Source organism: Enterococcus pallens ATCC BAA-351 (assembly GCF_000407485.1).
Lineage (GTDB): Bacteria > Bacillota > Bacilli > Lactobacillales > Enterococcaceae > Enterococcus_A > Enterococcus_A pallens.
In genome coordinates, this window is record NZ_ASWD01000003.1 from 993,116 (window position 1) to 1,015,307 (window position 22,192).

The following is a 22,192-nucleotide window of genomic DNA, read 5'->3' on the forward strand; positions in this document are numbered from 1 at the left end:
TTCCTTATATCATCGATCTTGCCGCCGACAATGGCCGTGTAAACAATGAAACTCACTATGAAGAGTAGTACCACGATAAAAAGCTTCATTCCGCCACCTCCAACAACTCTGGATTTTCGTGGATGTTTCCTAAGACTTCATATCTATAAATTGAACTACCTAGCGAGTGAATAAATTTATCATGTCCTGAATTTTTTTCTTCTAAGTAAAACATCGTATTTTCGCTTGAATATTTTACAATGCCCTTCACTTCTGTTGGAGTTAGTAAACCAGTTATTAAATCCTGACTTCCGATTACAATATCCCCTTCGTAAATCTCAACGCTGTTCTTGTCTTTCAAGCCTGTTGAAATGCCTACTGTTTCGATATCAACGAACTGAGCTGTACGATCAAATATCACTGAGTATGACATGGTTGAAGCTCCGTTGAACTCAGGCATGATAAAACTTATGTGCTCATCGAATTTAACAGGGCTGCCGAAAATCCACCCGGCATCTGGACACTTGCCTCTAAACTTCGGTATCATCTTGCACCTCTTTTTCGTATTGAGCTTTTAGATTCTTGATCTCTTCATCATGTAGGAGATTCATTAAAGCGATCATCTCTTCACGATAAAACGATTGAGGTCGAGTGTCTTCGTAAGAGGGTTCTGGTAATTTATTAGTGAGAACCACATTTCGAAATGATACACTGAGGCTCTTAAAAGCGTAATCTCTAGTTTTCCTATAATGTTCTTGTGCTACTTCTTGAGCACGTTGATACAATGTTTTCATTCAATCTTTCCTTTCTATGCTGAGTTAATTGAATCAGCGGATTCAGCAGAACTGTTTTTCACTCAATCCTTGGTTCTAACAAAACAAACCAATCTTTTCACTGTTACTTAGCTTCTCACTGAAAAACTGATTGATTACTTCGCCAAGTAACGCTTCCAGCACCGGGACTGCAATACTATTACCAGCTAAGGTTTGAAGATACTTCTGAGGAATATTCCGCTTGCTCACAGCAGAGAAATCTTTATCGCTGTATCCCATTAATCTCCAGTTTTCCCTTGTAGACAGCTTTCTTAATTTATTATCATAGTAAACCGCGTGATTGTTGCCCGTAGTTATTGTCTTAACAATTTGTTTGCCTACTCGACCTCTTCTAGTTTTAGAATTTGGGCGTTCAACATTGATGGAATCCCCCTCGTCAACCAACCTATACTTAAAACTGTTGTTCTCATGTATATATAAATCACCATTTTTCCTAAAAAACAACGACAACTCATTCTCTGTTAGATTTAGATCAGGATTATTTTCCTCACGGTCTATATAGTCCATCAGGCGTTTTTCTAATGGCATTGGCGATGGATATATGAAATGCCCTCCATCCAAAACGCTAACCGTGAAAACCCGTTCTCTATGCTGCGGAATGCCGAAGTCCACCGCATTCAGGACTTTAACACTGTTGAAGTAGCCGAAACTTTCCATTTTTTCCAAGTAATGATTGAAATGGTGAACGTGTCGTTTTGATATCAGTCCTACAACGTTTTCCCATATCACTACTTTAGGCCGTGGGTTCAATTCCTTCTCAATTATTTCAAGCGTTCTTTCATAAAGAATTGATCTTCCGGTGCTTGGATCATTCAAACCATTGTTTGACCAATCCTGGCAAGGGGAGCCATGTATCAACAGATCCACATTCAAATTCCATTTAGTAATGTCCTGTGGCCGCTGGCTATGATCAAACATCTGATTGTAAGCTTCCACGGCATAGCTCATAATCTCAACATAATCAATGCTTTTGATTGGAATTCCTAAATTCTCTAATGCTTTGCGAGGTGCCCCAATGCCCCCGAACAACTCCAATATTTGAAGTACTGAGCCCACTCTTCTTCTCCTTACTACTGGTGGTTAATCGACTAATGATGAATACCAACCAAAAATATCATCATAGCTAAGCTTTTTAGCTACTTCCATAACTGCTTCACCTAATTCCGCAGTGATTACATTGTCTTCAACAAGTACGTCTGTTAAATAGTAATAATCACCATCTCGGCTTTTGATCAAAACGCCAAGTGCTTCTGCAATATCTTTTTTGTCAAATTGCATAAGAAACTTGACGATTACAACAGGTATTTTACTCATTTTGATTCCTCCATCAATTCTGGATTTTCGTAGATGTTGCCTTTTACAGCTATATAAGGTTTTAATTTAGATAGTAGTAGATTTCCTGCACACCAAGTTAAATCATAATCATTCCAAGCAACAGGATATTCACCTTCAATTTCAATCCCAGCAGCGCTGTTTTTCGTTTTTTGGAATGGATGATTTTCTACTGAAACAATATCCCCCTCAAAAATTCCAACGCCGTTCTTGTCTTTCAAGCCTGTAGACTGCATGAGTTTTAACCCACACATTTCAGGCCGCATAAAAACATTTCTTAAATTATGGCCGTTCAGCAGCCTTCGCCATGAAATCATTTCTCTGTTAATTTTGTCCCACGCTCTAAACATCGGTATCATCCAATCACTCCTTTCTATCCTTGGTTAATTGAATCACTTATTTACACAGATCACTGTAAATCCAACCATATTTAACCGCTAATCTTGCTGCTGAAATAAAATCATTACCAGTAAAATTGAATCCGCCTGTTTTATCATAATTCTCTAAAATTTTTTCCAAGCGTTCCAATTCTTTTTTATCCTCTTTATCCATCATGTCTTCCTTTCCATCCTTTCGGTCGTTTAAGGACTAACTTTCATTTTTCGATCTGCCAAATCGAAAAAGAAATACCCCTAAAACTAAACTTTTAAATTTAATTTTTGAGATTCCACTCAATCCATCTACCTCTTTCTTTATAGGTTCAAACGTCTTTGTCAAAGCATCATCATTAAATGATTCTTGCGCCTTAGCATACATATTGAATCCTTTTTCAATCCAATCAATCCATTCTTCATTTTTGACCTTCACAGGCTCTTTCATCGGATTCACCTCATTCCGCTATATCTTCCACTAATTCACATATTTATCATGCAGCATCTTCATGTCACTATCGCCCAAATCCAAATATTGCAAAGTCGTGTTCATATCATCGTGGCCTAGGAACCTGCGGACATCGTTTAGCTGCATGCCTCGTTTAATTGCCAAAGTTGCCGCAGTTCTACGGAATTTGTGCGGATGTGCGTATATACCAACACGGCCGCCGATTTCTTTCACCATTTTCTGAATTCCACTCTTTGTCATTCGATCACCATCGTATTTCCCGTAAAGAATCGGACCGGTCATATGCGGCTTTTCCTGCAAATACTCTTTCATCGCTACAACAGTTTTTGCGTTGAAGAAGACCCGGCGTTCTTTCGAACCTTTCCCGATAACACTGCAGGAGTTACTGGCTAAATCATAATTTTCAAATTCCAAGGCAATTACCTCAGATACTCGGCATCCAGTGCTTAGCAACATTTCAATTACTAGCCGCTGCTTGCTGTTTTTTGCTGATCGGCGTAGCAACTCAACTTCAATCGGAGTGAACGCCTTTTTCAGTCGCTTCTCCACTTTAATTTTTTCAACACGGCGACCTGGATCGGATGAAATATATTCTTCATCGTGTAGCCATCTAAAGAAACGGCAGATGCATCCACGCTCCCTATCAAGAGAAGCGCTGCTAAGTCCATCAACAACATTTCGATTTGCTATATACAAACGAATATCGGTTGTAGTCACTTCTGAAAAGGACCTTCTCACAGTTCGCATAAATTTATCAATCGTATACATGTACAACTCGATCGTTCTGTCTGATAATCCAGCAAGCTTCTTAGATATAAAGAATTGTTTATAGGCGGCAATGTCCGATGTTTCATCATAAATTACAACTTCGTTTTTACTCTCTTCAACTGAAAACTGCGACATCTGAATTGTCATAACGACTTGTAGCTTTTGCAATTGGCTTACTTCAAGCTCATGTTCCATATCTGCAATTACTCGTTCAACAAGTATTTCTTTCGCTTCTTTTGTTTTCATAGAAAGTCACCCTTTCAGCAAATAGACGCTAGGTTCTTCAGTGTTTCTTGCATTAATTAAGTGACTTTTAAGTTTTTGGGATTACTTTTGCTTTAGAAAAATCAAAATAAATTCCGCCTTCGTCTAACTTACCAGGATATAATCCATAACTATTTTTTTGTAAATCCCATCCATTTATTTTTTCGATAAGATGAATAAATCTTTGATTAGACCATGTAGGATTCTTGCACTTTCTATTTTCTTTTTTATAAAATTTTGTTGCTCCAATCGTATTCTTTGCACAAGGCACGATCGCCAGAAGCTGTTCTTCTTGGTTTAAATATATTTTTACATGCTCCGTATAATCCATCTGTTCAGACAACGGTTTATTAAATCTGATGTTGTGTTTTGAAACAAGCATGCGTGGTTTTTTTTCGATGTTTCCAATTTCGATTAGTTTGAATTTGTCAGTTAGCTTCATCTTTTATACTCCTTAAATTTTTAATTTTATAAATCAATGTTAGATTTTTAGCTTAATACTGATGTTAAGTATTTCTTCATAAAGACAATTTCTTATGCTGATTTAGCAACTCGTGAACTAATTTGTGTCCTTTTGCCGTAATGGTTGTTGTTCTTGATTTTCCATCGACATAGTTGATTAATTTTTGCTCTCTTAATCTATTCATGTACTTATGAACTGTTGAAGAAGAACTTAGCCCTACGATCCCACAGATCTCACGAACCGCTGGCGAATAGTCGTGTTCTTGTCGGTAGTTAAATATGCAAAGAAGAATTCTATTTGCTGTCTTCATCGATCTGCCTTCTTTCTTGGCACCATCCTGGTCAAAACAACCACCGTGCGATTGTTTAATTTATCAATCAGGTGATCATCTTCTTTCTGAGTAGCGATTATTTTTACAACGGCCGTATTCGTCAGAATGTTTTCGACTTCACCAATAAAGGGGAATTTCCATGATTCGCCTTCACGCGGGTAACATAGATAAATCCCACCTATTTGAACATTCGGCTTTTTAGCTCGCTTTCGTCTAATCGGTACATTCTTAATTGCTCCCTCTCGGCCAACAAAAGGTTCTGTTATCATCTAGTGACCTCTTTTCTTTTATTCGTTGGCATGTTAAATGGAAAGTGTACAAAACCATTCCTTTTCTTTTTGGCCAATTGGATTACCACACCATATTCTTTAGCAATCAGCTTGGCCTTCAAACGGAAATCACTGGTTTCCACACCCTTAACATCCACTAAACGGACTAATTTACCACGGTAGTAAAAGGCGTAATCCGCAACATATTGAGATTTGCGTATTGCCCACTGATTTAATTTAAGTGTAGGAAGAATATCAAGTCTTTCTTGAAGACGTAGCTCACACCCCTCATCACTGGCATACTTAACAGCAATTGGATAATATTCCGCTTCAGCAATCGAATCAAACCATCGTCCGTATCTGTAAACCTTCTTGTTTCCGTATTTTGATTTACGCTTTGGATATCTCATGCAGACACCTCGCTGCTTATTAAACGACTTTCCAAAAATGAAAGATAGTAATCTGCATTTGTTTCGCTGTAGTCCACTTGATTATTTACGTATCGGAACAAATATCCAGTGATCATTAAACAAAATCGATGCTCGATTTCATCCTCGCTACAATCATGCCTTATCATTTCACGAAGACGATCATAGAAGTCACGAAGTAACTCTTTTTCGCTCTCATCACTGGCTGAATTACCCAGCTTGCTGATTATCTCAAGAAACTTCATTGGTTCCCTCCAAACTCTTTATATATTGTTCCAATGCAATCTTGTCACGCTCGTTTAAACGTTTCCTTTCCACATAATCCTCAAAGGTCATTTTTGGTGAGAAACGTAACTCCTGTTGATAATAGGTGTATAGGGTTTGTCCATAGTTAGTGAATTTCGCTTTCACTTTTTTATGATAATGACCTGCTAGATGTTTTGACACCTTTTGAGGTGTATCAAGTTTTAAGGATTCCCATGTTTTCAATATCTTGTCGAGGTACTTATAGTTTCGAGCACCGTTTTGAAGCATATCATCGATCGCAGCAATAACTATGTCATCTTGTCCGTTGAAGTCTTGGACCCAATGTTGAATCGATTGAGTAATAAATGGTGCTTCTGCTGGATTCACTTGGTTTAACCAATACGAAACGGCGGTTTGTTCTGAATTACTATTATCACTATATTCAGAAGCTATATTATTTTTAGTTTTGTCTTGTTTTGTTTTGTTTATATAAGCTGAAGTATCTACTGTAGAATCTACTGTAGAATCTACTGAACTATCTACTGAAGGATTTACTTTCCTATTTACTGTAGAATCTACTGTAAAATTTCCAGTAGCTATATTATTTACTGTAGTTTTTGCTGGAAATTTTCCAGTTAAATCAGTCAGTATATAAATTCCAGCTTTCGTTCGACCTCTTTTTTTGTATTGAAGGAGTCCAGTTTGGATTAGTTGATTTCGATTATTAATCAATGTTTTTTCAGACGTTTTAGTCATTGATTGTAGCCTTGTATTTGAAATAGATAACTCATTCTGCCAACCGCTCAGGTTTGCTACTCGCATCAGCTTGTACCAAAGCAACTGTGCCCCAGGCCCGATTTCGTTATACTCATTCAAATTCTCAAAAGCATTAATCTGTCTGATATAGTCCAAAATGCGACCTCCTTTCTATTTCTGTTTGAGAAGGAGTACTCTCCCTCTTTCTAAAATGGTAAATCGTCGTCACTAATATCTATTTCTCTGCCTGACAATGGCGGTTTGGAACTATTGAACAATTCTTCCTGTTCGAATTCTTGCGATTGTTTTTCCATCGCCGAGTCAAGTTTAGAGGTCAATCTTTTGATGAGATCCAGTGCTGTTTTATGATCAATTAAAGCAAGATCATCAATTTTATAGGCTTTTATTACTTCTTCTGGTTTCAATTCATTGGCTGCACCAATAATGCTTGCAAGATTATTAATCTCACCTATTTGCTCTTTAGAAATTGATTTCACTTCATCATTATTTTTACTATTACTAAAGCTTTTAGGATCATTTTTCCCTTCTAGAAGCATTGATGCAGCTTTCTTTAAAGAATCCTGCTTGGCATTTTTGGAAATCCATTCAATGTAACTCCTATCTTTTTTCAACACTTCAACTAAAGTTTGACCTTTATACTTACCAAAAGTAATTTTCATGTTATTGGCATCTTTATCGTTCATTGTTTCCATCTGCTCTTTATCGAGCAACTCTTTCATATCCTCTATGTCTTGTGTGAATACGTTAGACAATGAACCTACAGTTAAAGCAGCATCGACTTGTGCACGCTTTTTGGCCATTTTTAAAACAGTGTTTACTAAGGTGTACGGATCTTGATAGCCACCATTCCATATCTTTTTATGCTCTGCTTCATTCCATTCGTTCTGACGATATCGGGTTTCTTTTGTATTTGCGCTGCCAAATCCCTCGGTAATCAGCAACCCATCTTTGTATAGAGAAGATTTGACAGTATATGCGAAGAATCCCTCCGTATAATTTTCAACCTTATCTACGATTTCATATTCACTGGTTAACCCCATCAGCATAAGAATTTTTTCAGCACCAGGTTTTAATAAAGTGGGCTTATTTGTCCCTGGTATAGTTCCATAATCTTGATCAACTCTTAGAGTTTTTTGAACAACCATTTGAAAGTTATCAATCGCTTTAAGCTGATTCGACACTTGCTCTAAATTAGTGTTTGCAACTAAGCTCAAAGTAGTGTTGCTATGCGTACTTACTTCATTAGTCATTAGTGATCACCACTTTCCGAAATTCAATCCCTTGATCAGTCATATACTGGTTCAGTGCATGAAGTTTTGATTTTGGTCCGCTAATTTCAAGCGTAAACTTGAGGATTTCGTCTTCAAGTTTTTCTTCGATGACTTCACCAGTTTCTAAATCAATCACCTTATCCTCAATTGTTTGGTGTCGCTCTTCTTCCATTTTTTTCATAGCCTCTTGATACTCTTTTTCAGCTATTTCTTTACGGATCTTTTCTTCTTCATCTAGTTTCTTTTGTTCAACTGCTTGCTTCATCCGTTCTAATACTTCATTGACTCCATGCCCTTGAGCAATTAAGTTTTCCCAAGCATATGGTTCTAATCCATTTAACTCAGCAAATGTCTGAACAGTTTTCTTATCGCCTTCAATTCTTTTTGTCTCTAAAGAAATAAATCCCATTTTGTCAGCAATAGCTTTTACAGTTTTACTATTTACTTCACCCTTTTTAGTGAAGTTTGTTTTGTTGGTCCATGAAGGATCAATCTCCAATTCTTCTACTGCTATTTCATAATTTGGAGCCATAGCTGAAATTGTTTCATTTAGAATTTCTTCACGCTTCAGTCTTTCCCGTTCATCAAAGTCCTTAATACCTAAATCAATTTCGTCTTTTACTAAATCGATCTTCTCTACATAAGACTTAATACGACTTTCGAACAGTTTTAATGGTTCGTTATATTTTTTCTTCACATCTTTCCGCTGATCTTCTAGAACCTTTTTGACTTTATTCAAAGAAGCTTTAGCTTCTTTAGCTTCAGGAATATTATCATCTGTGTAAACTAGACTTCCATAAGTAGAAACTAATTTTTCGACGATGGATGCCAATTGTTCCTCATTTTCTATTACAATTTCACTTGGTGTGTAGTTGACTCTATATTGAAGCTTTGTTGATAACTCTGTTGTTTCCATGGTATAATCCTCCTAGATAAATAAATATTTTTTGCGTCTGAACTAAGCTTGCCGGCGGTTCAGGCGTTTCTTTTTTTCTTCTTCGTATTCCTTATCAATAGAAATCATCTGAGTTGGTACTATAATCACAGCAGCAATGCTGCTCACGATCGCTAAAGCAACGTTTGTGGGAACGGTAGTAATCATTTTACTCGTCAGAACTGCTCCAACTAAAAATGCCATTCCAAAGCCTCGTATTATTTTTAGGTTTCTCATGTTAGGCCTCCTTTGCTTTAACAATCTTTTTCTCAGTTACCAACTCAATAAAATCAATTCCTAATGCTAAAGACAGTTTTGTTAAAGTTGTTAAATCAGGTCTTTGTTTGCCTTCGATATCATTCTTTATCTGGCTTATCGTCGACTCAGAAACTCCACTTTTCTTAGCGAGCTCTTTGTTACTAACTCTCACTGTAATATTCATATACCAAGACAAGTTATCTGAGATTGTTCTGGCCAATCGTTGCGTTTTCTTTTCAGCAAATGTTGACATATTCATTAGTCATCACCTCCAAAATATCCGGCATTTTGCCAATCGTTCATAAACATCGAGAACAAATCCATGATTGATATGTTTTCAACCTCGCATAAAGCATTTAAAAATTGAGTTCCTGCAAAAATTACCTCGGCTTGTTCTTTTGCTAACTTGATTAATAGGTTGTGGTCTTTGGAAGTCAAGCAACGCACTTCCTTGCAAAGAACTCTTCTAGCTAGCTTCTTAGCCTCGTCTCTTTCTTCTTCCTCTAGCTCCTGCAGGTCATCACTAGCAGAAAGATCCCGTTTGTATACATCGCCATCCATCGGTCTAAAAATGCCAAAAAACTTATATACAATACTCATGGTTAAATCTGTATCGTTTGCATATTCTGCAATTCTTACCCCGTTTTCAGGCGTCACATTGGTTGGTTCTTCTTTAGTCCAATCTGTTGGCGATTGTCTGGAAACTCCTAGAGCTTTTGCTAAATCTCGTTTTGACACATTGCTTTTAAGTAGCCATACAATCAAAGCCTTCTTTAGCTTTCTTGAAACTGTTGATATCACGATTTCCCTCCTTTGTTCTGATTTGACCATCTTTTATTCAGATGGTTCAAAGCCTTAAAATAGATGTTAGAAATGATCGTACTAATTGATCAGTTCGGGAACACCGATAAATTCCCATTTAGAATCAACAAATTCTAAAATGTCAGACGCAACCTCGTCAGTTGATAAAAATAGAATAAACATGTCATCTACACTGTTCGTATCAGAAAACAATGAACCTTCTATTCCTGGCTTAACTCCGAACTTTCTTGATATAGCGGGAATTAGCATTTCGGTATATTGACTTAAAAATTTGTTGTCAATCATGGTTTTAATCATTTGTGGTTTATCTTTCATATCTTCACCTCCTGTTCTCTTTATGTTCGTTTTTACCTCTGATATGATTTTTTCAGGAGGTGAAAAATTATGTCTAAAACATCTGAAGAATTGGCTGCAACATTATTAAGCGGCTATCTAGCGAGCGGTAGGCTCACAAAGGTAAACGCTGAAGGTGTAGCAAAATTATTAAAAGAGTGGACAGAAGCAATAGAAAAAGTCAAAGCTAAAGATCAATCCGACAACTAGTTTTTAGCCGCTTTTACTATTGCTTCAATAAACCCAGAGATTGCTGCTAGCTTTTCTGGGTTTCTCTCATCAATTTTAATGAGAGCTACTCCCTCTGTGTGTTCACTTAGAGAATCATCTTTCAACATGGTTTGAGCTAATTCATAACCTAAGAAAACTAAATCATCAATAACAGCGTTGTAGTTTATTTTGTTGTCCATATCCTTTTGTGCCATTGGATTTCTCTTGTCTTTTTTGTTTGGTGCAGGACTACTTGACATTAGACCACCTCCTTGGATTCAATGTTGATGTTTTGTAACACAAGTTGTACATCGTTGTTAAAAAAAATATCATAAACAGAAAATCCCGTAACATCAGCAATGGCCTCCATAGAACTTTGTTGAGGATTGATTCCAGACTTTTCATTAACAAGTTTATTAATGAACTGCCGAGAAAGACCTGTTTTTTCTGCTAATTGAGTTTGATTCATATTTGTAACTTGCATTATTTTTTTCAAATTATTTCTCATCGTTGCTCCTCCTCTCTTATCAATAAAGATATAGTAACACATGAATTACACTTTGTACAGTATGTTTTACTGAAAATTCATATCTTTTTTGTAACTCTAGCATTACAATGTGTACTATAGGAATTACGAACGGAGGCTTATTATGCCCACATTAAGTAGTAAACTTTTACAATTGAAAGCTAATGATTCCTACAGGAAAATGGCTGATAGAACTGGTGTAAGTCATAATTATCTTAGATACTTAATTACCGGACAGGATCCACGAACTGGAAAACCAGTTGAACCTTCTGCGGACATTTTAAAAAGAATAGCAAATGCTTATCCCGAACAAACTACTTACCCTCAGCTTTTGAAACTAGCTGGCTATCTTGATTCTTACGATAGGAAAATAGGCAACGAAGTATCAATATCCGGCGAAATTCCAGAGGATTACACAATTCCAATTTTGGGGCGTATTGCTGCATCCTCTCCTGCTGGATTAGTTAGCGATTACGAAGGCTCTATTGCTATTCAGCCTTCTGTGATAAAACGATATGGTAGAGAAGATATCTTTGCTTTACGTGTTTTAGGAGATTCAATGAATAGAATTATTCCAGAAGGCTCTATTGCAATAATACACAAGTGTCTTGATTGGGAAGACGGGGATATCTGCGCAGTTACTATAAACGGGGATGATGCTACTCTTAAACAAGTAGCCCATACAGAAAACGGGATCAAGTTCACTCCCCTTTCTTATTCAAAGTTTCATGCTCCTTGGGAGTATGTAAAGGATGAGGATGAAGTAGATGTAATTATTCATGGTGTTTTCCTGTACGGTATTATACCTACAGATAAAATGTAAATTCAAAAAAATGGAGGAGTTTGTATGAAGAAAATTGTTATTGGATTTTATGTTGGATTAAGTTGTCTATTTTTACTATCTGGGTGTAGTTCCCCCAATAATCAGAAAGAAGCGAGCACCGATGATAAGACAGAAACAAGTACATTTGAATCAGATAAAAGCAGTAAAAATTTAACAAAAGAAAAAACAAATGATAATGCTGTATCCACTGATATTTTAGCTGGGGGAGACTATATTGTAGGAACTGACATCGAACCTGGTGCGTATTATGCTGTTCTTACTGATATGCAGTATGGTTCTGATGATGAAAACCAAAACGGTTATGTTTCAATTGATGTAATTAGTGAAGAACAGACTACTGACAGTTCTGATGGTGAAGATGTAGATTATTCTTTCGAGATGTTAGAAGAAATCGGTGAAAAAAGACGTTTTGTTTTGAAAGATGGAGATAAAGTTATTTTTTCTGATAACTGGGATCCGATTTCATGGGAAGTAAAACTACTTAACGAAAAGGACTTTAGAGATTACATGAAGGACAACAAATAAAAACAGGAATATTAATTCGTACAAAACAACTGCGACTATCTAACAATTTTAGACTTCGATTTTTTCTTTTACTCGGTATATCTTTTTCAAAGACACAGAAAAAATAAATGTGATCCTTCGCAGTATTTCTCTATACGGTATTATACCTACAGATAAAATGTAAAAAAGTGAATGAGGAGGAGATTATTATGAAAAAGATGCTGAAGGTGTGGGTGGCATTCAGTTGCATATTTATTTTCACTGGGTGCGGAAATAAAAATGATGAAAGTAAAAGTTCTGAAAAATCGAACACAACATCGGAAAAAATTGTTAAAAAGAAACCTAATGAAACGAAAACGTCTCTTTCTACTGAATCCTCAATCAGTGAATCCAAATCAACAATACAAAGTGTTGAACCGTCTTCGAACACGCCAGTAGAAGCTAGTATAAGTAGTGATCGTCAGGAAGAGTCTATGCCTGAACAGGATCCAAGAATAGGTCAAGTCCTAACCTCTCCTCATGGTCATCAGTGTACTGTCCTGAGGATTCTTCCCAATGGAGAACAAGTCATTAAAGAAGAAACATCTCAAGCGGATTACAATAATGACGGTCTTTTGACTTTCGAAGAATTAAGCCGAGCTGAGAATGAGTTAACTCAGCAAGCTGAAGGAATGGAACAACATCTAGCTGAATTAGATAAAAACCAAGTAGTTGCTGAACAAAATCAGACCGTTTTAATTACTGGAACTGGAAGTAAATATCACTCCAGAGAATGTGGCAATGGTACTTACAGTGAAATTTCATTAGAGGGTGCCAAATCGATGGGATTAACTCCCTGCGAGAAATGTTACTAATATTGTTTGCATAGGAGGAAGAAATGGTCAAAGTTGGAATAAGAAAGCCCAGCATAAAAAAATCTGTTAAGGCACGTACAACTGGTAAAGTTAAACGTAAAGTGAAAAGTTCAGTAAATCCTGTGTATGGCAAAAAAGGTGCTGGTTGGGTAAATAATCCGAAGAAAGCTGCTTACAATAAAGCTTACAGCAAAACCACCAAATCAGTTACAAGTTTTGGATCTTCAAGCAATCGGAAGAATGCTTCAAAATCACACTATTCAAATGGAAAACGATATGAGGGTGAACAAAAGTCTGGGTGTGGTTGCTGGACATTGCTAGTTGCCGCTTTGGTATTACCGATTCTTGCCCCCTTCTTCCCAATCGCTGCAGGAATTGCTCTTTTAATAATTGTAATTGTCAGTTTAATCAGATTGGGGACTAAACGTAACACCAAAACTGATTTTGGTAATCAAGAAAATGAGTTAAGTGACATTGAATCTGAAGAAGACAACTGGGATGATTTCTAGAGAATGTAACTTTAGGTTTTCTTTTGGCCCTTCAAAAGATCAGATAATTTAGACCCGGTGTTTTAGGAGGAATAGCTTTGATAAATTACGGAAATATTCTTTTCTTTATATCTGGTATACTTTTCCTCGTTTGCGGATTGGGAAATTCAATATCAGTAAAGAATTGGGATTTTCACTTAAAAAGAGGAAAGCTGTTCCTCATAGGCATTCTCTTCACCATTCTCGGTGTAGTAATTATGTCGTTTTCACTATGGATGATGGATTAAGGTTCTCTCCCCTCCTGGTGCGGCCGGTTCGATTACGATTCGGGGAATAAAAATAACCGTGCATGCACGGTATGAAAGGAGTTTATATATGTCAATAAGTTCATTACAACAAAAGGAAAAAACTTTACTGAACGATATAAATCGATTAGAAAAAAATCTAGCAAGTGAACAAAAGAAAGCTTCGGATGCAGACAAAAAAGTTGCTGATTGCCAAGCTACTATTAGTCGTTCAAAAGTAGCTTCCACTATTCGTTCCAAACAGCGCACAATTGAATCAGAAACAAAAAAATCTGTTAGTGCAAAGAGTAAAGTTGCTGATATTTCAGGGAAGATTGCAAAAAAGAGAAGAGAACTCGGAGATACGCAAGTGAAACTCAGTAAAGCAAGAACCGAAGAAAACGAAAAGTATCAAAAAGATTTGAAACGTTCGTATGATAGACAAATAATTGAAATGAAACAAATCCAACAGGAAGAGATAAAAGTAGTTCAATCTGGAATACTTACTGATCCCTCTTTAAGTGATAAAGAATTTGATATTTTCATTTCTTATGCATCTGAGGATTCAGAATATGTTGATAAATTAGAACGATCTTTTAAAAATGCTGATTTTTCAATCTGGAGAGATATAAGCAGCATTGGTTGGGGGCAATCAATACGTCAATCTATAGATGAAGGGCTTGCAAAATCAAAGTTCGGAATAGTAGTTCTATCTTCAAAATATATTGAGAAGTACTGGACAGGTTATGAATTAGATGGAATCCTTAACAAGGAGAGTTCTACTGGAAGACAGATGGTTTTACCACTTTGGCATAATGTTACAAAAGAAGAAATAGACAAAAAGAGTCCCTCTTTATCTAATAGGCTAGCATTAGATACAAGAATAAACTCTATAGATGAGATACTTGATGCTTTTAAATCTTTGTTAGAGTAATCCTTTTTTATAAAGTAAGTCAAGTATGCGATAAAAATCGTAAGATCCATTGCTATCAACTCCCATGTAGGGTAACTCTACTAGACCGACTGATTCCGCTGCATTTAGTGGTTCTTTTGCCCAGATGGGTGTCTTATGTAATACAATTCTGATCAACTGTTTCTGTTGAAACTCCAATGTTTTTACTTTATTTTCCAATTCGATTATTTTTTGATTATCAGTCATATTGGCACCTCACATTGGATGGTTTTATACTAATCCAATTATACCACAAGAACAGCCTAAGGGCTTTTCTTTTGCAGAAAAAAAGAACATACGTTTGACTTATCAACAAAAAATCAGATTTATTAACAGAAATTGTGTATAACTATCTGTTGACTCATGAGCAAATTTGAATATTTTGATAAAAATCAGAAAGGAATGCTTGTTAATGGCGGAACCAGTTAAATTGAAAAATGGAAAGTGGAGAATTCGGTTTAAGTACAAAGATCCACTTACCAGTGAATGGAAAGACAAAATGATAACCAAATCAACAAAAAAGGATTTGAACGAAGCATATATAGACTTTCAATCAAAGATTATGAAAGGAGAAGTTCTACATGATATCAAGTTATTAGACTTCTATGATACTTGGGTAGATACCTTTAAGAAAGGGAAAGTTTCTGCTGGGAGAATGCAGAAAATCAATATAACAAGAAAAAACCTTGAAGCTTTCTTTGGGGAAAAGCAGACTCTTCGTGGAGTAACCAAGCTTAATTATCAAAAGTGGATCAACTGGTTAGCAGAACCTGGAAACGTAAATGAAAGAGGGTTAGCGGTAGAAACTGTGGAGAATAGACATGCTATCGCTAAATCTATGTTTATCGAAGCATTGGACATGCAATACATCCATTCTAACCCTACCAGAAACATAAAAATAGTTGGTCAGAAAGCAGTCCATTTATCTGAAAAAACTATCTCTTTTGAAGATATGAAAAAATTCAAAGAGGCTTTGCTTTCTAGAGAAGATACAACAAGTAAATATTTCATTTTGACACAAATGTACACTGGCTGCCGTTATCAAGAAATTGCAGCGTTGGGATGGGAACATTTAAATGAAGATGATGAAACAATTTCTATCGTACGAGCCTATAAAACAGATGGCGGTGTGAAGCGTTTTGGTCCTCCGAAATCCGATGCTGGCATTAGAGACCTGGACGTTCCTAAAACCCTCTTTTCTTATCTCAGGAGTTATCATACTAAGCAAAAAGAAGCCGTTTTATCCAGAAAAATCAGGAACCCACAAGATTTATTATTTGTTAGCAATATAGATATGTGGCCCATCTCTGTATCTGCTGTAGACAAGTACATCAAAGAAACATGTGAACTAGCAGAGATAAAAAGGATATCGAGTCATTCATTCCGTCATGCTAAATCGGATTTTCTAATTATGGCTGAAGCTGATCCAATTTATATCAAGTCGCAGCTTGGACATAAAGAAATCACCCAATCATATGAGTATGCATCCTCAACTAAAGAAAACAGGAGTAAGAATAAGCAAAAATCTGAACAGTTTTTAAGAGACTTGATTTGAAGTCGTTACCCAAAAGTTACCCAATATATCTATTTTTTCTGCTATATATCCATTTTTCAGTATAGTGTAAAATGTAGCAGATTAAATGCTAATCTTGTAGAAAAAAAGGCTCGAGAGCCGACAGGTGGCTCTTCTAGGAACCTTGAGAAATCAAGGTTCTTTTTTTGCTCCACAATACAAATAGTAAGGAATCTTGATTTCTCTTTTTTACTTGTGCTCGTGAATAAATGCAGTAATTATCTCTGCTGCTGCCACTGCATTGGTCCCTAAACTAGGATGACTTCCTTCATTAAATAAATGAATTCGTGCATCATTGACTTCCTGAGCAATGGCTAAATACTCTTCTTCCAGATCTCTTCTGACCATTTGATCCTTCTTAGAACCTGTCAAAAGTAACGGTACCTGCAGCTCTTGCAAGGCTTTTACGAATAACGGCTTATTCGAATCAATGAGACGAATTAACGAAACCGTATCTTTTTCAACAATCTCTTGCCAATCTGCACCAATACACCATTCATAAAACTGTACCGCTTCCTTAATATTTACAGCTTGTGTTCTTTCTGCCAATAATTCTTTCTTGAATCCAGCATGCAACGTCCGACCATCAAAACTGTCTGCGGTTACACTTTTAATCTTATCTGGAATTAGTAAGGCCACATTTAACGCAACCCAAGCACCTCCACTAGTACCCACTAGATGAACTGCCGAAATTTTTAATTCCTCCAGCAAACTGCATACCTGGTGAGCTTCATCCAGCCATAAGTCATCAGGAAACTTTTCTATTCGATCAGATTGTCCGTAACCTAAAAAATCAATCAAGATCACCTGAAAATCAGCATACAGAGGTAATATCCCTTGAAATAATCTAGAAGAGGACGTATTGCCGTGCAAAAACATCAACGGTTCACCCTTGCCAACAATTTCATAATAAATTTGATAACCTTTATAAGTAAAGTAACTCATGATTCTCTCTCCTTGTCTATTCGAATATACACAATGAATAGCAAGGCTTATCAAAATTAGCCCAAGCTATCCCTAGGCAGTTATCCATACTCCCATTACCAACAGCTCCTTCACTTAAAAATCAAACGCTTTCTTTATTCATTATATCATCTTCATTTGAATGTCTCCTACTTTCATTATGCAAATGTTCCATATTCTTCCTAATTTATAATGCTTTTCAGAAAAACATCCTAATAACATTGGTACTTAAACTTTTCTTATACATTTAAATAAGCGATGTCTTGTGATTTTCTTTAGATACCTTTACAAAATGATGTCAATATATCAGTAACATGACCAATTAACGAACGTATATTCCCACTAAAAATAGTCATTAGATCTGACCTAATCGTGTTTAAACCGCTTTCTGTTCAGTATTAAAAATTTCAAATAATCCGTTACATCAGTTATTTTGTTACATAGTTACACTGCGTTGTAACCTCTTGTCATCGGTCTTTTACCTATGAAATACAAAAGGATGTTAAAGTATGAAACGTGGTCGAAGCAACAGACGACAAAAACTTTTTGGAGGAATTTACTAGATGAAATTCGGAAAAGCATTATTACTTAGTACAATTATGGCAGCAGGTGCTGCATTAGCAATCGGAACAAGCGACGCTCACGCAGCAGAAACTTATACCGTTCAATCAGGTGATACTTTATCTAAAATCTCAGCAAAATTTGTTGGCGACAACAGCCTGGTAAACTCAATTGCAACGAATAACAACATTAGCAATGTTGATCTGATCTTTGAAGGACAACAATTAAGTATCGACACCGCTGCACAAAATACTGCAGCTCCTGTTCAAGAACAAGCAGCCCCAGTTGAACAAACTCAACAAGCAGCAGCTCCTGTACAAGAAACTGCTCCAGCTCCTGTCCAAGAAGCAGCTCCGGCAGCAGCAGCTCCAGCAACTACTTCTTCTGCAAAAGAATGGATTGCACAAAAAGAATCTAGCGGTTCATATGATGCAACAAATGGTCAATACATTGGACGTTACCAGTTGAGTGCTTCTTACTTAAACGGTGATTACTCTCCAGCAAATCAAGAACGTGTAGCTGATCAATACGTTGCACAACGTTACGGCTCATGGGAAGGTGCTCAAGCTTTCTGGTTAGCAAACGGCTGGTACTAAAATAGATTAAATAAAAAGTCGAAGAATTCTTCGACTTTTTTATTATTTAAATTTCCTTACTACCATAGGAATATCGGATGCCAACTGGACAATTTCATCTGCACCAGCCTGCTCCAACTCCTTACGATTACCGAAACCATAAAGAACACCTATGCTAGCTACACCATTTTCTCTTGCACCTTTTATATCAAATTCACGGTCTCCCACCATTATTACTTCTTTAGCCTTAACTGTTAAACCAACTAAGGCATCCTGTATAATAGCAGCTTTTCCCTCCCGTTTTCCTTCCATATCGGCTCCGAAAATCCCACTAAAATAAGAAGTAAAATTTAGATTATCAATAATCTGTTGGGCATAAGGAGCTGGTTTTGAAGTGGCTACACCTAACGTATAGTGTTTTGAAAGCTCCGCCAAGGTCTCAGCAATTCCTGGATAAACCTCCAACTGCAAAATGCCATACGTCGCGTAATAATCTCGATAAATCAACGTTGCTCTTTGCGCTGCCTCTTTGTCCATACCATACAAATTACCCAGGGATAGACTTAATGGTGGGCCAATAAATGTGCGTAGAATCTCTTCATTAGGAATTTCAAGTCCCAATTCCTTCAACATATAAGTAATAGATGCTAAAATACCTTTGCTAGAATCAGTCAATGTACCATCTAAATCAAATAAAACGACTCTTTTCATCAAATACCTCCCCTTTTTCTTCCATCCTAGCTTTCTTTTCACAAATTGGCAATAGAAAGCTAATTATTTGCTTTAATTAAGAATACTCTATATACTTACTTTTAGTAAGAGAGATATTTCAAGGAGGAATTTTTATGGATACACAAATTCGCGGGTTACACCACGTTACAGCAATGACTTCAAGCGCCGAAAAAAATTATCGCTTCTTTACCGATATTTTAGGTTTACGAATGATTAAAAAAACCGTCAATCAAGACGATATTGAAACCTATCACCTATATTTTACGGATGATACAGGAGCTCCTGGTACAGATATGACCTTTTTTGATTTTCCGGGTATTCCTCAAGGCAAGAAAGGAACCAACACTATTTCACGTACTGGTTTCCGGGTGCCAAGCGATGCTTCACTAACTTACTGGGCAGACCGTTTTACTCAACTGAATGTTGAACACAGCGAAATCAAGGAACGCTTTGGAAAAAAATACTTAAACTTTAATGACTACGATAATCAATTATTCCAATTAGTTTCAGATGAAACCAATCAAGGAGTTGCTGCCGGCACCCCTTGGAAAAATTCAAATGTTCCAGCCGAACACTCAATTATCGGCTTAGGACCAACGATTGTAACAGTATCAAACTTTGATCACATGAAACTCGTATTGGAGAACGTGTTAGGCTTTAAGGAAACAGCTGAAGAAGGTACTATGCATCAATTTGAAGTTGGCGAAGGCGGAAATGGGGCAACCATTCTAGTGGACTTCAGAGACGACCTACCACCTGCACAAGAAGGCTTTGGAAATGTGCACCATTTAGCTTTACGTGTAGCTGATGATGATGCATTGAAATATTGGATTAAGAAAATTAATGATTTGGAATTCCCAAATTCTGGCTTCGTTGATCGTTTCTATTTTCAATCGGAGTACTTCATGGCAGCACCAAATGTTCTATTTGAATTGGCAACAGACGGTCCAGGTTTCTTAGAAGATGAATCTTACGAAACTGCTGGAGAAATCCTGTCCTTGCCTCCTTTCTTAGAACCAAAACGCAAAGAAATCGAAGACTATGTACGACCTTTTGATACATCCGATGCTAACAAAAAACGACAATAATTTAAAAGCAGGCGAGTATCGCCTGCTTTTTTAAGGAGGTTCCTTATGATCCATTACTCATCTAAGCAATTAACCACTAAGCAAAACTATAAATTTTTAACCGGCAGCATTATTCCCCGACCAATAGCTTGGATCACGACAGTGAATTCAGAGACAAAAATTATTAATGCCGCCCCGTTTAGCTACTTCAACGTAGTCGCAAAAAACATTCCTTTAATCAGCTTGTCTATCAATCGGCATCCAGATGGCAGGATGAAAGATACTGCCATTAACCTCTTTAACTCTAAAGAAGGTGTGGTTCATTTAGTAAATGATGAGGTGCTGAATGAAATGAATGCTACAGCTGCCAGTTTGCCTCCCGACATTGGAGAATTAACAGAGAGCAGTCTAACACTCGTTGACAGCCATACAATCCAAACACCTGGCATCAAAGAGGCTCCTGTCCGTATGGAAGCAACAGTCCATCAATATCTCGAAATAAAAGACCATGAAAAGAAAACTATTAGTGACCTCTTCATATTAGAAGTGCATGACTATTATTTCTCAGAAGACATTTTCGATAATGAGAATGAATACATTTTGCCAGAAAAATTTTCTCCAATCGCCCGTTTAGCTGGGAATAGCTACAGTCACATAGATAACATTGTTGATATTGAAAGACCTCAATAAAAAAAAGAGTAACCCAATCATCACAGACATGACTGGGGTACTCTTTTTATTGTTCACGTAAATCAATAATTTGAACGTTTCCATCAATTAAGCCACTTGTACCTTTAAGCTTAGTTAATCCTCTCGGTGCGTCAAATTCCAATTTCATCTTTTCATCTAAATGAATTACTGAGTGCTCCTTAACAAAAAGCTCCCCAACGTTACTTTCTAAAGGGGCTTGATAGTCAGAACGATCCTGATCCTTGCGTAAAACTAAGAAACGGAAACTAATATCTAAAGAACAAAAACCTACTTTAGTATACTTGCCTACACCATCATCTAAATCCAAAACTACCACACTATCTTTTAGATAATCCTCAAATCGTGGTTTCAATTCATCTGCTATTTCTAAATACATATATCTCATCTCCTCAACACAAGCGTAGCATGTTTTAGTGAAACCTAACAGACATATGCTTAAGAAAAAAAATAGACGATCTTATAAAAGATCGTCTGAGAAACTCCGGCAGTAGGACTCGAACCTACGACATCATGATTAACAGTCATGCGCTACTACCAACTGAGCTATGCCGGAATAATATGCGCGTGGCGGCGTCCTACTCTCACAAAGGGAAACCCTTCACTACAATCGGCGCTAAGAAGCTTAACTTCTGTGTTCGGCATGGGAACAGGTGTATCCTTCTTGCCATCGCCACCACACTATTTACTTGAGTAAGTTTCGCTCACTCAAAACTGGATCAGAAAATAAACTCTTCCGAGTTTTTTTGGTTAAGTCCTCGATCGATTAGTATCAGTCCGCTCCATACATCACTGCACTTCCACTCCTGACCTATCTACCTGATCTTCTCTCAGGGATCTTACTTTCTTAAAGAAATGGGAAATCTCATCTTGAGGTGGGCTTCACACTTAGATGCTTTCAGCGTTTATCCCTTCCCTACATAGCTACCCAGCGATGCCTCTGGCGAGACAACTGGTACACCAGCGGTAAGTCCATCCCGGTCCTCTCGTACTAAGGACAGATCCTCTCAAATTTCCAACGCCCGCGACGGATAGGGACCGAACTGTCTCACGACGTTCTGAACCCAGCTCGCGTGCCGCTTTAATGGGCGAACAGCCCAACCCTTGGGACCGACTACAGCCCCAGGATGCGACGAGCCGACATCGAGGTGCCAAACCTCCCCGTCGATGTGGACTCTTGGGGGAGATAAGCCTGTTATCCCC

General features: G+C 37.1%; 35 protein-coding genes, 1 tRNA gene, 2 rRNA genes and 1 pseudogene. 10 read left to right on the plus strand and 29 right to left on the minus strand.

Annotated features, from left to right (window positions below; translation table 11 throughout):
- Positions 1–85 precede the first annotated feature (85 nt).
- The 20 genes from I588_RS26500 to I588_RS17535 all read right to left on the minus strand — a co-directional run bounded on the left by I588_RS26500 (position 86) and on the right by I588_RS17535 (position 10,130).
- A complete protein-coding gene (locus I588_RS26500) occupies positions 86–526 on the minus strand; it encodes a YopX family protein (protein WP_010760086.1) in 441 nt (146 codons plus the stop codon).
- Complete coding sequence (locus I588_RS17445) at positions 510–773, minus strand: hypothetical protein (RefSeq protein ID WP_010760087.1); 264 nt, start codon at positions 771–773, stop codon at positions 510–512. Before I588_RS17445 ends, I588_RS26500 begins: the two co-directional genes overlap by 17 nt.
- Before the next feature lie 75 nt (positions 774–848).
- On the minus strand, positions 849–1,868 hold the full coding sequence (locus I588_RS17450; RefSeq protein ID WP_010760088.1) for a DNA cytosine methyltransferase: 1,020 nt from the start codon (positions 1,866–1,868) through the stop codon (positions 849–851).
- A gap of 24 nt (positions 1,869–1,892) precedes the next feature.
- On the minus strand, positions 1,893–2,126 hold the full coding sequence (locus tag I588_RS17455; protein WP_010760089.1) for a hypothetical protein: 234 nt from the start codon (positions 2,124–2,126) through the stop codon (positions 1,893–1,895).
- On the minus strand, positions 2,123–2,503 hold the full coding sequence (locus tag I588_RS17460) for a YopX family protein (protein ID WP_010760090.1): 381 nt from the start codon (positions 2,501–2,503) through the stop codon (positions 2,123–2,125). The genes I588_RS17455 and I588_RS17460 overlap by 4 nt, the downstream gene beginning before the upstream one ends.
- A 37-nt stretch (positions 2,504–2,540) precedes the next feature.
- Positions 2,541–2,696, minus strand: coding sequence for a hypothetical protein (locus tag I588_RS27340; protein ID WP_010760091.1), 156 nt, complete (start codon positions 2,694–2,696; stop codon positions 2,541–2,543).
- 36 nt (positions 2,697–2,732) lie between these two features.
- Positions 2,733–2,963, minus strand: coding sequence for a hypothetical protein (locus tag I588_RS17465; RefSeq protein WP_010760092.1), 231 nt, complete (start codon positions 2,961–2,963; stop codon positions 2,733–2,735).
- Between the two features lie 30 nt (positions 2,964–2,993).
- Positions 2,994–3,998 (minus strand): tyrosine-type recombinase/integrase, encoded by a 1,005-nt coding sequence (locus I588_RS17470; protein ID WP_010760093.1) that lies wholly within the window; start codon positions 3,996–3,998, stop codon positions 2,994–2,996.
- 67 nt (positions 3,999–4,065) lie between these two features.
- Positions 4,066–4,458 carry a hypothetical protein gene (locus I588_RS17475; protein ID WP_010760094.1) on the minus strand — a complete coding sequence of 131 codons (393 nt, stop codon included), beginning with the start codon at positions 4,456–4,458 and terminating at the stop codon, positions 4,066–4,068.
- 76 nt (positions 4,459–4,534) lie between these two features.
- Positions 4,535–4,789: a LexA family protein gene (locus I588_RS17480; RefSeq protein WP_010760095.1), complete on the minus strand. Its 255-nt coding sequence runs from the start codon at positions 4,787–4,789 to the stop codon at positions 4,535–4,537.
- Positions 4,786–5,079 carry a hypothetical protein gene (locus I588_RS17485; RefSeq protein ID WP_010760096.1) on the minus strand — a complete coding sequence of 98 codons (294 nt, stop codon included), beginning with the start codon at positions 5,077–5,079 and terminating at the stop codon, positions 4,786–4,788. The genes I588_RS17480 and I588_RS17485 overlap by 4 nt, the downstream gene beginning before the upstream one ends.
- Entirely contained in the window at positions 5,076–5,489 is a 414-nt protein-coding gene (locus I588_RS17490; RefSeq protein WP_010760097.1) for a DUF1064 domain-containing protein, read from the minus strand. The genes I588_RS17485 and I588_RS17490 overlap by 4 nt, the downstream gene beginning before the upstream one ends.
- Complete coding sequence (locus tag I588_RS17495; protein ID WP_010760098.1) at positions 5,486–5,752, minus strand: hypothetical protein; 267 nt, start codon at positions 5,750–5,752, stop codon at positions 5,486–5,488. The genes I588_RS17490 and I588_RS17495 overlap by 4 nt, the downstream gene beginning before the upstream one ends.
- Positions 5,739–6,665 carry a DnaD domain-containing protein gene (locus I588_RS26940; RefSeq protein WP_010760099.1) on the minus strand — a complete coding sequence of 309 codons (927 nt, stop codon included), beginning with the start codon at positions 6,663–6,665 and terminating at the stop codon, positions 5,739–5,741. The genes I588_RS17495 and I588_RS26940 overlap by 14 nt, the downstream gene beginning before the upstream one ends.
- Positions 6,666–6,715: 50 nt before the next feature.
- A complete protein-coding gene (locus I588_RS17510; RefSeq protein WP_010760100.1) occupies positions 6,716–7,780 on the minus strand; it encodes an exodeoxyribonuclease X C-terminal domain-containing protein in 1,065 nt (354 codons plus the stop codon).
- On the minus strand, positions 7,773–8,717 hold the full coding sequence (locus I588_RS17515) for a DUF1351 domain-containing protein (protein WP_010760101.1): 945 nt from the start codon (positions 8,715–8,717) through the stop codon (positions 7,773–7,775). Before I588_RS17515 ends, I588_RS17510 begins: the two co-directional genes overlap by 8 nt.
- Before the next feature lie 42 nt (positions 8,718–8,759).
- Positions 8,760–8,972 (minus strand): hypothetical protein, encoded by a 213-nt coding sequence (locus I588_RS17520; RefSeq protein WP_010760102.1) that lies wholly within the window; start codon positions 8,970–8,972, stop codon positions 8,760–8,762.
- A gap of 1 nt (position 8,973) precedes the next feature.
- The gene (locus tag I588_RS17525; protein ID WP_010760103.1) at positions 8,974–9,252 is read right to left on the minus strand and encodes a helix-turn-helix domain-containing protein; all 279 of its coding nucleotides are present in this window, start codon (positions 9,250–9,252) and stop codon (positions 8,974–8,976) included.
- Positions 9,252–9,794 carry a helix-turn-helix domain-containing protein gene (locus I588_RS17530; RefSeq protein WP_010760104.1) on the minus strand — a complete coding sequence of 181 codons (543 nt, stop codon included), beginning with the start codon at positions 9,792–9,794 and terminating at the stop codon, positions 9,252–9,254. Before I588_RS17530 ends, I588_RS17525 begins: the two co-directional genes overlap by 1 nt.
- An 81-nt stretch (positions 9,795–9,875) precedes the next feature.
- Complete coding sequence (locus I588_RS17535) at positions 9,876–10,130, minus strand: hypothetical protein (protein WP_010760105.1); 255 nt, start codon at positions 10,128–10,130, stop codon at positions 9,876–9,878.
- 69 nt (positions 10,131–10,199) lie between these two features.
- Here I588_RS17535 and I588_RS27345 point away from each other — a divergent pair, with 69 nt between their 5' ends.
- Entirely contained in the window at positions 10,200–10,358 is a 159-nt protein-coding gene (locus I588_RS27345) for a hypothetical protein (protein ID WP_010760106.1), read from the plus strand.
- On the opposite strand, the gene I588_RS17540 is transcribed toward I588_RS27345, so the two are convergent.
- Positions 10,355–10,618: a hypothetical protein gene (locus tag I588_RS17540; protein WP_010760107.1), complete on the minus strand. Its 264-nt coding sequence runs from the start codon at positions 10,616–10,618 to the stop codon at positions 10,355–10,357. The genes I588_RS27345 and I588_RS17540 overlap by 4 nt on opposite strands.
- Entirely contained in the window at positions 10,618–10,866 is a 249-nt protein-coding gene (locus I588_RS17545) for a helix-turn-helix transcriptional regulator (RefSeq protein WP_010760108.1), read from the minus strand. The genes I588_RS17540 and I588_RS17545 overlap by 1 nt, the downstream gene beginning before the upstream one ends.
- A gap of 142 nt (positions 10,867–11,008) precedes the next feature.
- Between I588_RS17545 and I588_RS26945 the strand changes: the two genes are divergently transcribed.
- The 5 genes and pseudogenes from I588_RS26945 (at position 11,009) to I588_RS17580 (ending at position 14,792) form a co-directional block, all read left to right on the plus strand.
- Positions 11,009–11,707, plus strand: a complete 699-nt coding sequence (locus I588_RS26945; RefSeq protein ID WP_010760109.1) for a LexA family transcriptional regulator — start codon at positions 11,009–11,011, stop codon at positions 11,705–11,707.
- 24 nt (positions 11,708–11,731) lie between these two features.
- Positions 11,732–12,253: a hypothetical protein gene (locus I588_RS17555; RefSeq protein WP_010760110.1), complete on the plus strand. Its 522-nt coding sequence runs from the start codon at positions 11,732–11,734 to the stop codon at positions 12,251–12,253.
- Positions 12,254–12,441: 188 nt separating this feature from the next.
- Positions 12,442–13,086 (plus strand): hypothetical protein, encoded by a 645-nt coding sequence (locus tag I588_RS17560; RefSeq protein WP_010760111.1) that lies wholly within the window; start codon positions 12,442–12,444, stop codon positions 13,084–13,086.
- A gap of 23 nt (positions 13,087–13,109) precedes the next feature.
- Positions 13,110–13,292 (plus strand): annotated as a pseudogene (locus tag I588_RS28145) (hypothetical protein); the annotation flags it as partial.
- Positions 13,293–13,949: 657 nt separating this feature from the next.
- Complete coding sequence (locus I588_RS17580) at positions 13,950–14,792, plus strand: toll/interleukin-1 receptor domain-containing protein (RefSeq protein ID WP_010760113.1); 843 nt, start codon at positions 13,950–13,952, stop codon at positions 14,790–14,792.
- Here the strand turns inward: I588_RS17580 and I588_RS17585 are convergent.
- Positions 14,784–15,017 carry a hypothetical protein gene (locus I588_RS17585; protein ID WP_010760114.1) on the minus strand — a complete coding sequence of 78 codons (234 nt, stop codon included), beginning with the start codon at positions 15,015–15,017 and terminating at the stop codon, positions 14,784–14,786. The genes I588_RS17580 and I588_RS17585 overlap by 9 nt on opposite strands.
- Positions 15,018–15,222: 205 nt before the next feature.
- On the opposite strand from I588_RS17585, the gene I588_RS17590 reads away from it, so the two are divergent.
- Positions 15,223–16,365 (plus strand): tyrosine-type recombinase/integrase, encoded by a 1,143-nt coding sequence (locus I588_RS17590; protein WP_010760115.1) that lies wholly within the window; start codon positions 15,223–15,225, stop codon positions 16,363–16,365.
- Positions 16,366–16,572: 207 nt separating this feature from the next.
- On the opposite strand, the gene I588_RS17595 is transcribed toward I588_RS17590, so the two are convergent.
- Positions 16,573–17,328 carry an alpha/beta fold hydrolase gene (locus I588_RS17595; RefSeq protein WP_010760116.1) on the minus strand — a complete coding sequence of 252 codons (756 nt, stop codon included), beginning with the start codon at positions 17,326–17,328 and terminating at the stop codon, positions 16,573–16,575.
- A gap of 581 nt (positions 17,329–17,909) precedes the next feature.
- Here I588_RS17595 and apf point away from each other — a divergent pair.
- Complete coding sequence (gene apf / locus I588_RS17600) at positions 17,910–18,503, plus strand: aggregation-promoting factor (protein ID WP_010760117.1); 594 nt, start codon at positions 17,910–17,912, stop codon at positions 18,501–18,503.
- Positions 18,504–18,545: 42 nt separating this feature from the next.
- On the opposite strand, the gene I588_RS17605 is transcribed toward apf, so the two are convergent.
- Positions 18,546–19,193: an NIF family HAD-type phosphatase gene (locus I588_RS17605; RefSeq protein ID WP_010760118.1), complete on the minus strand. Its 648-nt coding sequence runs from the start codon at positions 19,191–19,193 to the stop codon at positions 18,546–18,548.
- Between the two features lie 134 nt (positions 19,194–19,327).
- On the opposite strand from I588_RS17605, the gene I588_RS17610 reads away from it, so the two are divergent.
- Together I588_RS17610 and I588_RS17615 are read left to right on the plus strand one after the other, a co-directional pair.
- Positions 19,328–20,302, plus strand: a complete 975-nt coding sequence (locus tag I588_RS17610; protein WP_010760119.1) for a ring-cleaving dioxygenase — start codon at positions 19,328–19,330, stop codon at positions 20,300–20,302.
- A 45-nt stretch (positions 20,303–20,347) separates the two neighbouring features.
- Positions 20,348–20,971 (plus strand): flavin reductase family protein, encoded by a 624-nt coding sequence (locus I588_RS17615; protein ID WP_010760120.1) that lies wholly within the window; start codon positions 20,348–20,350, stop codon positions 20,969–20,971.
- A 46-nt stretch (positions 20,972–21,017) separates the two neighbouring features.
- On the opposite strand, the gene I588_RS17620 is transcribed toward I588_RS17615, so the two are convergent.
- The 4 genes from I588_RS17620 to I588_RS17635 all read right to left on the minus strand — a co-directional run.
- The gene (locus I588_RS17620) at positions 21,018–21,368 is read right to left on the minus strand and encodes an iron-sulfur cluster biosynthesis family protein (RefSeq protein WP_010760121.1); all 351 of its coding nucleotides are present in this window, start codon (positions 21,366–21,368) and stop codon (positions 21,018–21,020) included.
- Between the two features lie 103 nt (positions 21,369–21,471).
- Positions 21,472–21,545 (minus strand) — tRNA-Asn (locus I588_RS17625).
- A gap of 9 nt (positions 21,546–21,554) precedes the next feature.
- Positions 21,555–21,670 (minus strand): 5S ribosomal RNA (gene rrf, locus I588_RS17630).
- A 65-nt stretch (positions 21,671–21,735) separates the two neighbouring features.
- Positions 21,736–22,192, minus strand: a 23S ribosomal RNA gene (locus I588_RS17635); the annotation flags it as partial.

Coding starts and splice junctions, on each gene's coding strand:
- I588_RS26500 (WP_010760086.1), bottom strand. CDS start 526: ATGATACCGAAGTTTAGAGGCAAGTGTCCAGATGCCGGGTGGATTTTC.
- I588_RS17445 (WP_010760087.1), bottom strand. CDS start 773: ATGAAAACATTGTATCAACGTGCTCAAGAAGTAGCACAAGAACATTAT.
- I588_RS17455 (WP_010760089.1), bottom strand. CDS start 2,126: ATGAGTAAAATACCTGTTGTAATCGTCAAGTTTCTTATGCAATTTGAC.
- I588_RS17460 (WP_010760090.1), bottom strand. CDS start 2,503: ATGATACCGATGTTTAGAGCGTGGGACAAAATTAACAGAGAAATGATT.
- I588_RS27340 (WP_010760091.1), bottom strand. CDS start 2,696: ATGGATAAAGAGGATAAAAAAGAATTGGAACGCTTGGAAAAAATTTTA.
- I588_RS17465 (WP_010760092.1), bottom strand. CDS start 2,963: ATGAAAGAGCCTGTGAAGGTCAAAAATGAAGAATGGATTGATTGGATT.
- I588_RS17470 (WP_010760093.1), bottom strand. CDS start 3,998: ATGAAAACAAAAGAAGCGAAAGAAATACTTGTTGAACGAGTAATTGCA.
- I588_RS17475 (WP_010760094.1), bottom strand. CDS start 4,458: ATGAAGCTAACTGACAAATTCAAACTAATCGAAATTGGAAACATCGAA.
- I588_RS17480 (WP_010760095.1), bottom strand. CDS start 4,789: ATGAAGACAGCAAATAGAATTCTTCTTTGCATATTTAACTACCGACAA.
- I588_RS17485 (WP_010760096.1), bottom strand. CDS start 5,079: ATGATAACAGAACCTTTTGTTGGCCGAGAGGGAGCAATTAAGAATGTA.
- I588_RS17490 (WP_010760097.1), bottom strand. CDS start 5,489: ATGAGATATCCAAAGCGTAAATCAAAATACGGAAACAAGAAGGTTTAC.
- I588_RS17495 (WP_010760098.1), bottom strand. CDS start 5,752: ATGAAGTTTCTTGAGATAATCAGCAAGCTGGGTAATTCAGCCAGTGAT.
- I588_RS17510 (WP_010760100.1), bottom strand. CDS start 7,780: ATGACTAATGAAGTAAGTACGCATAGCAACACTACTTTGAGCTTAGTT.
- I588_RS17515 (WP_010760101.1), bottom strand. CDS start 8,717: ATGGAAACAACAGAGTTATCAACAAAGCTTCAATATAGAGTCAACTAC.
- I588_RS17520 (WP_010760102.1), bottom strand. CDS start 8,972: ATGAGAAACCTAAAAATAATACGAGGCTTTGGAATGGCATTTTTAGTT.
- I588_RS17525 (WP_010760103.1), bottom strand. CDS start 9,252: ATGAATATGTCAACATTTGCTGAAAAGAAAACGCAACGATTGGCCAGA.
- I588_RS17535 (WP_010760105.1), bottom strand. CDS start 10,130: ATGAAAGATAAACCACAAATGATTAAAACCATGATTGACAACAAATTT.
- I588_RS27345 (WP_010760106.1), top strand. CDS start 10,200: ATGTCTAAAACATCTGAAGAATTGGCTGCAACATTATTAAGCGGCTAT.
- I588_RS17540 (WP_010760107.1), bottom strand. CDS start 10,618: ATGTCAAGTAGTCCTGCACCAAACAAAAAAGACAAGAGAAATCCAATG.
- I588_RS17545 (WP_010760108.1), bottom strand. CDS start 10,866: ATGAGAAATAATTTGAAAAAAATAATGCAAGTTACAAATATGAATCAA.
- I588_RS26945 (WP_010760109.1), top strand. CDS start 11,009: ATGCCCACATTAAGTAGTAAACTTTTACAATTGAAAGCTAATGATTCC.
- I588_RS17555 (WP_010760110.1), top strand. CDS start 11,732: ATGAAGAAAATTGTTATTGGATTTTATGTTGGATTAAGTTGTCTATTT.
- I588_RS17560 (WP_010760111.1), top strand. CDS start 12,442: ATGAAAAAGATGCTGAAGGTGTGGGTGGCATTCAGTTGCATATTTATT.
- I588_RS17580 (WP_010760113.1), top strand. CDS start 13,950: ATGTCAATAAGTTCATTACAACAAAAGGAAAAAACTTTACTGAACGAT.
- I588_RS17585 (WP_010760114.1), bottom strand. CDS start 15,017: ATGACTGATAATCAAAAAATAATCGAATTGGAAAATAAAGTAAAAACA.
- I588_RS17590 (WP_010760115.1), top strand. CDS start 15,223: ATGGCGGAACCAGTTAAATTGAAAAATGGAAAGTGGAGAATTCGGTTT.
- I588_RS17595 (WP_010760116.1), bottom strand. CDS start 17,328: ATGAGTTACTTTACTTATAAAGGTTATCAAATTTATTATGAAATTGTT.
- apf (WP_010760117.1), top strand. CDS start 17,910: ATGAAATTCGGAAAAGCATTATTACTTAGTACAATTATGGCAGCAGGT.
- I588_RS17605 (WP_010760118.1), bottom strand. CDS start 19,193: ATGAAAAGAGTCGTTTTATTTGATTTAGATGGTACATTGACTGATTCT.
- I588_RS17610 (WP_010760119.1), top strand. CDS start 19,328: ATGGATACACAAATTCGCGGGTTACACCACGTTACAGCAATGACTTCA.
- I588_RS17615 (WP_010760120.1), top strand. CDS start 20,348: ATGATCCATTACTCATCTAAGCAATTAACCACTAAGCAAAACTATAAA.
- I588_RS17620 (WP_010760121.1), bottom strand. CDS start 21,368: ATGTATTTAGAAATAGCAGATGAATTGAAACCACGATTTGAGGATTAT.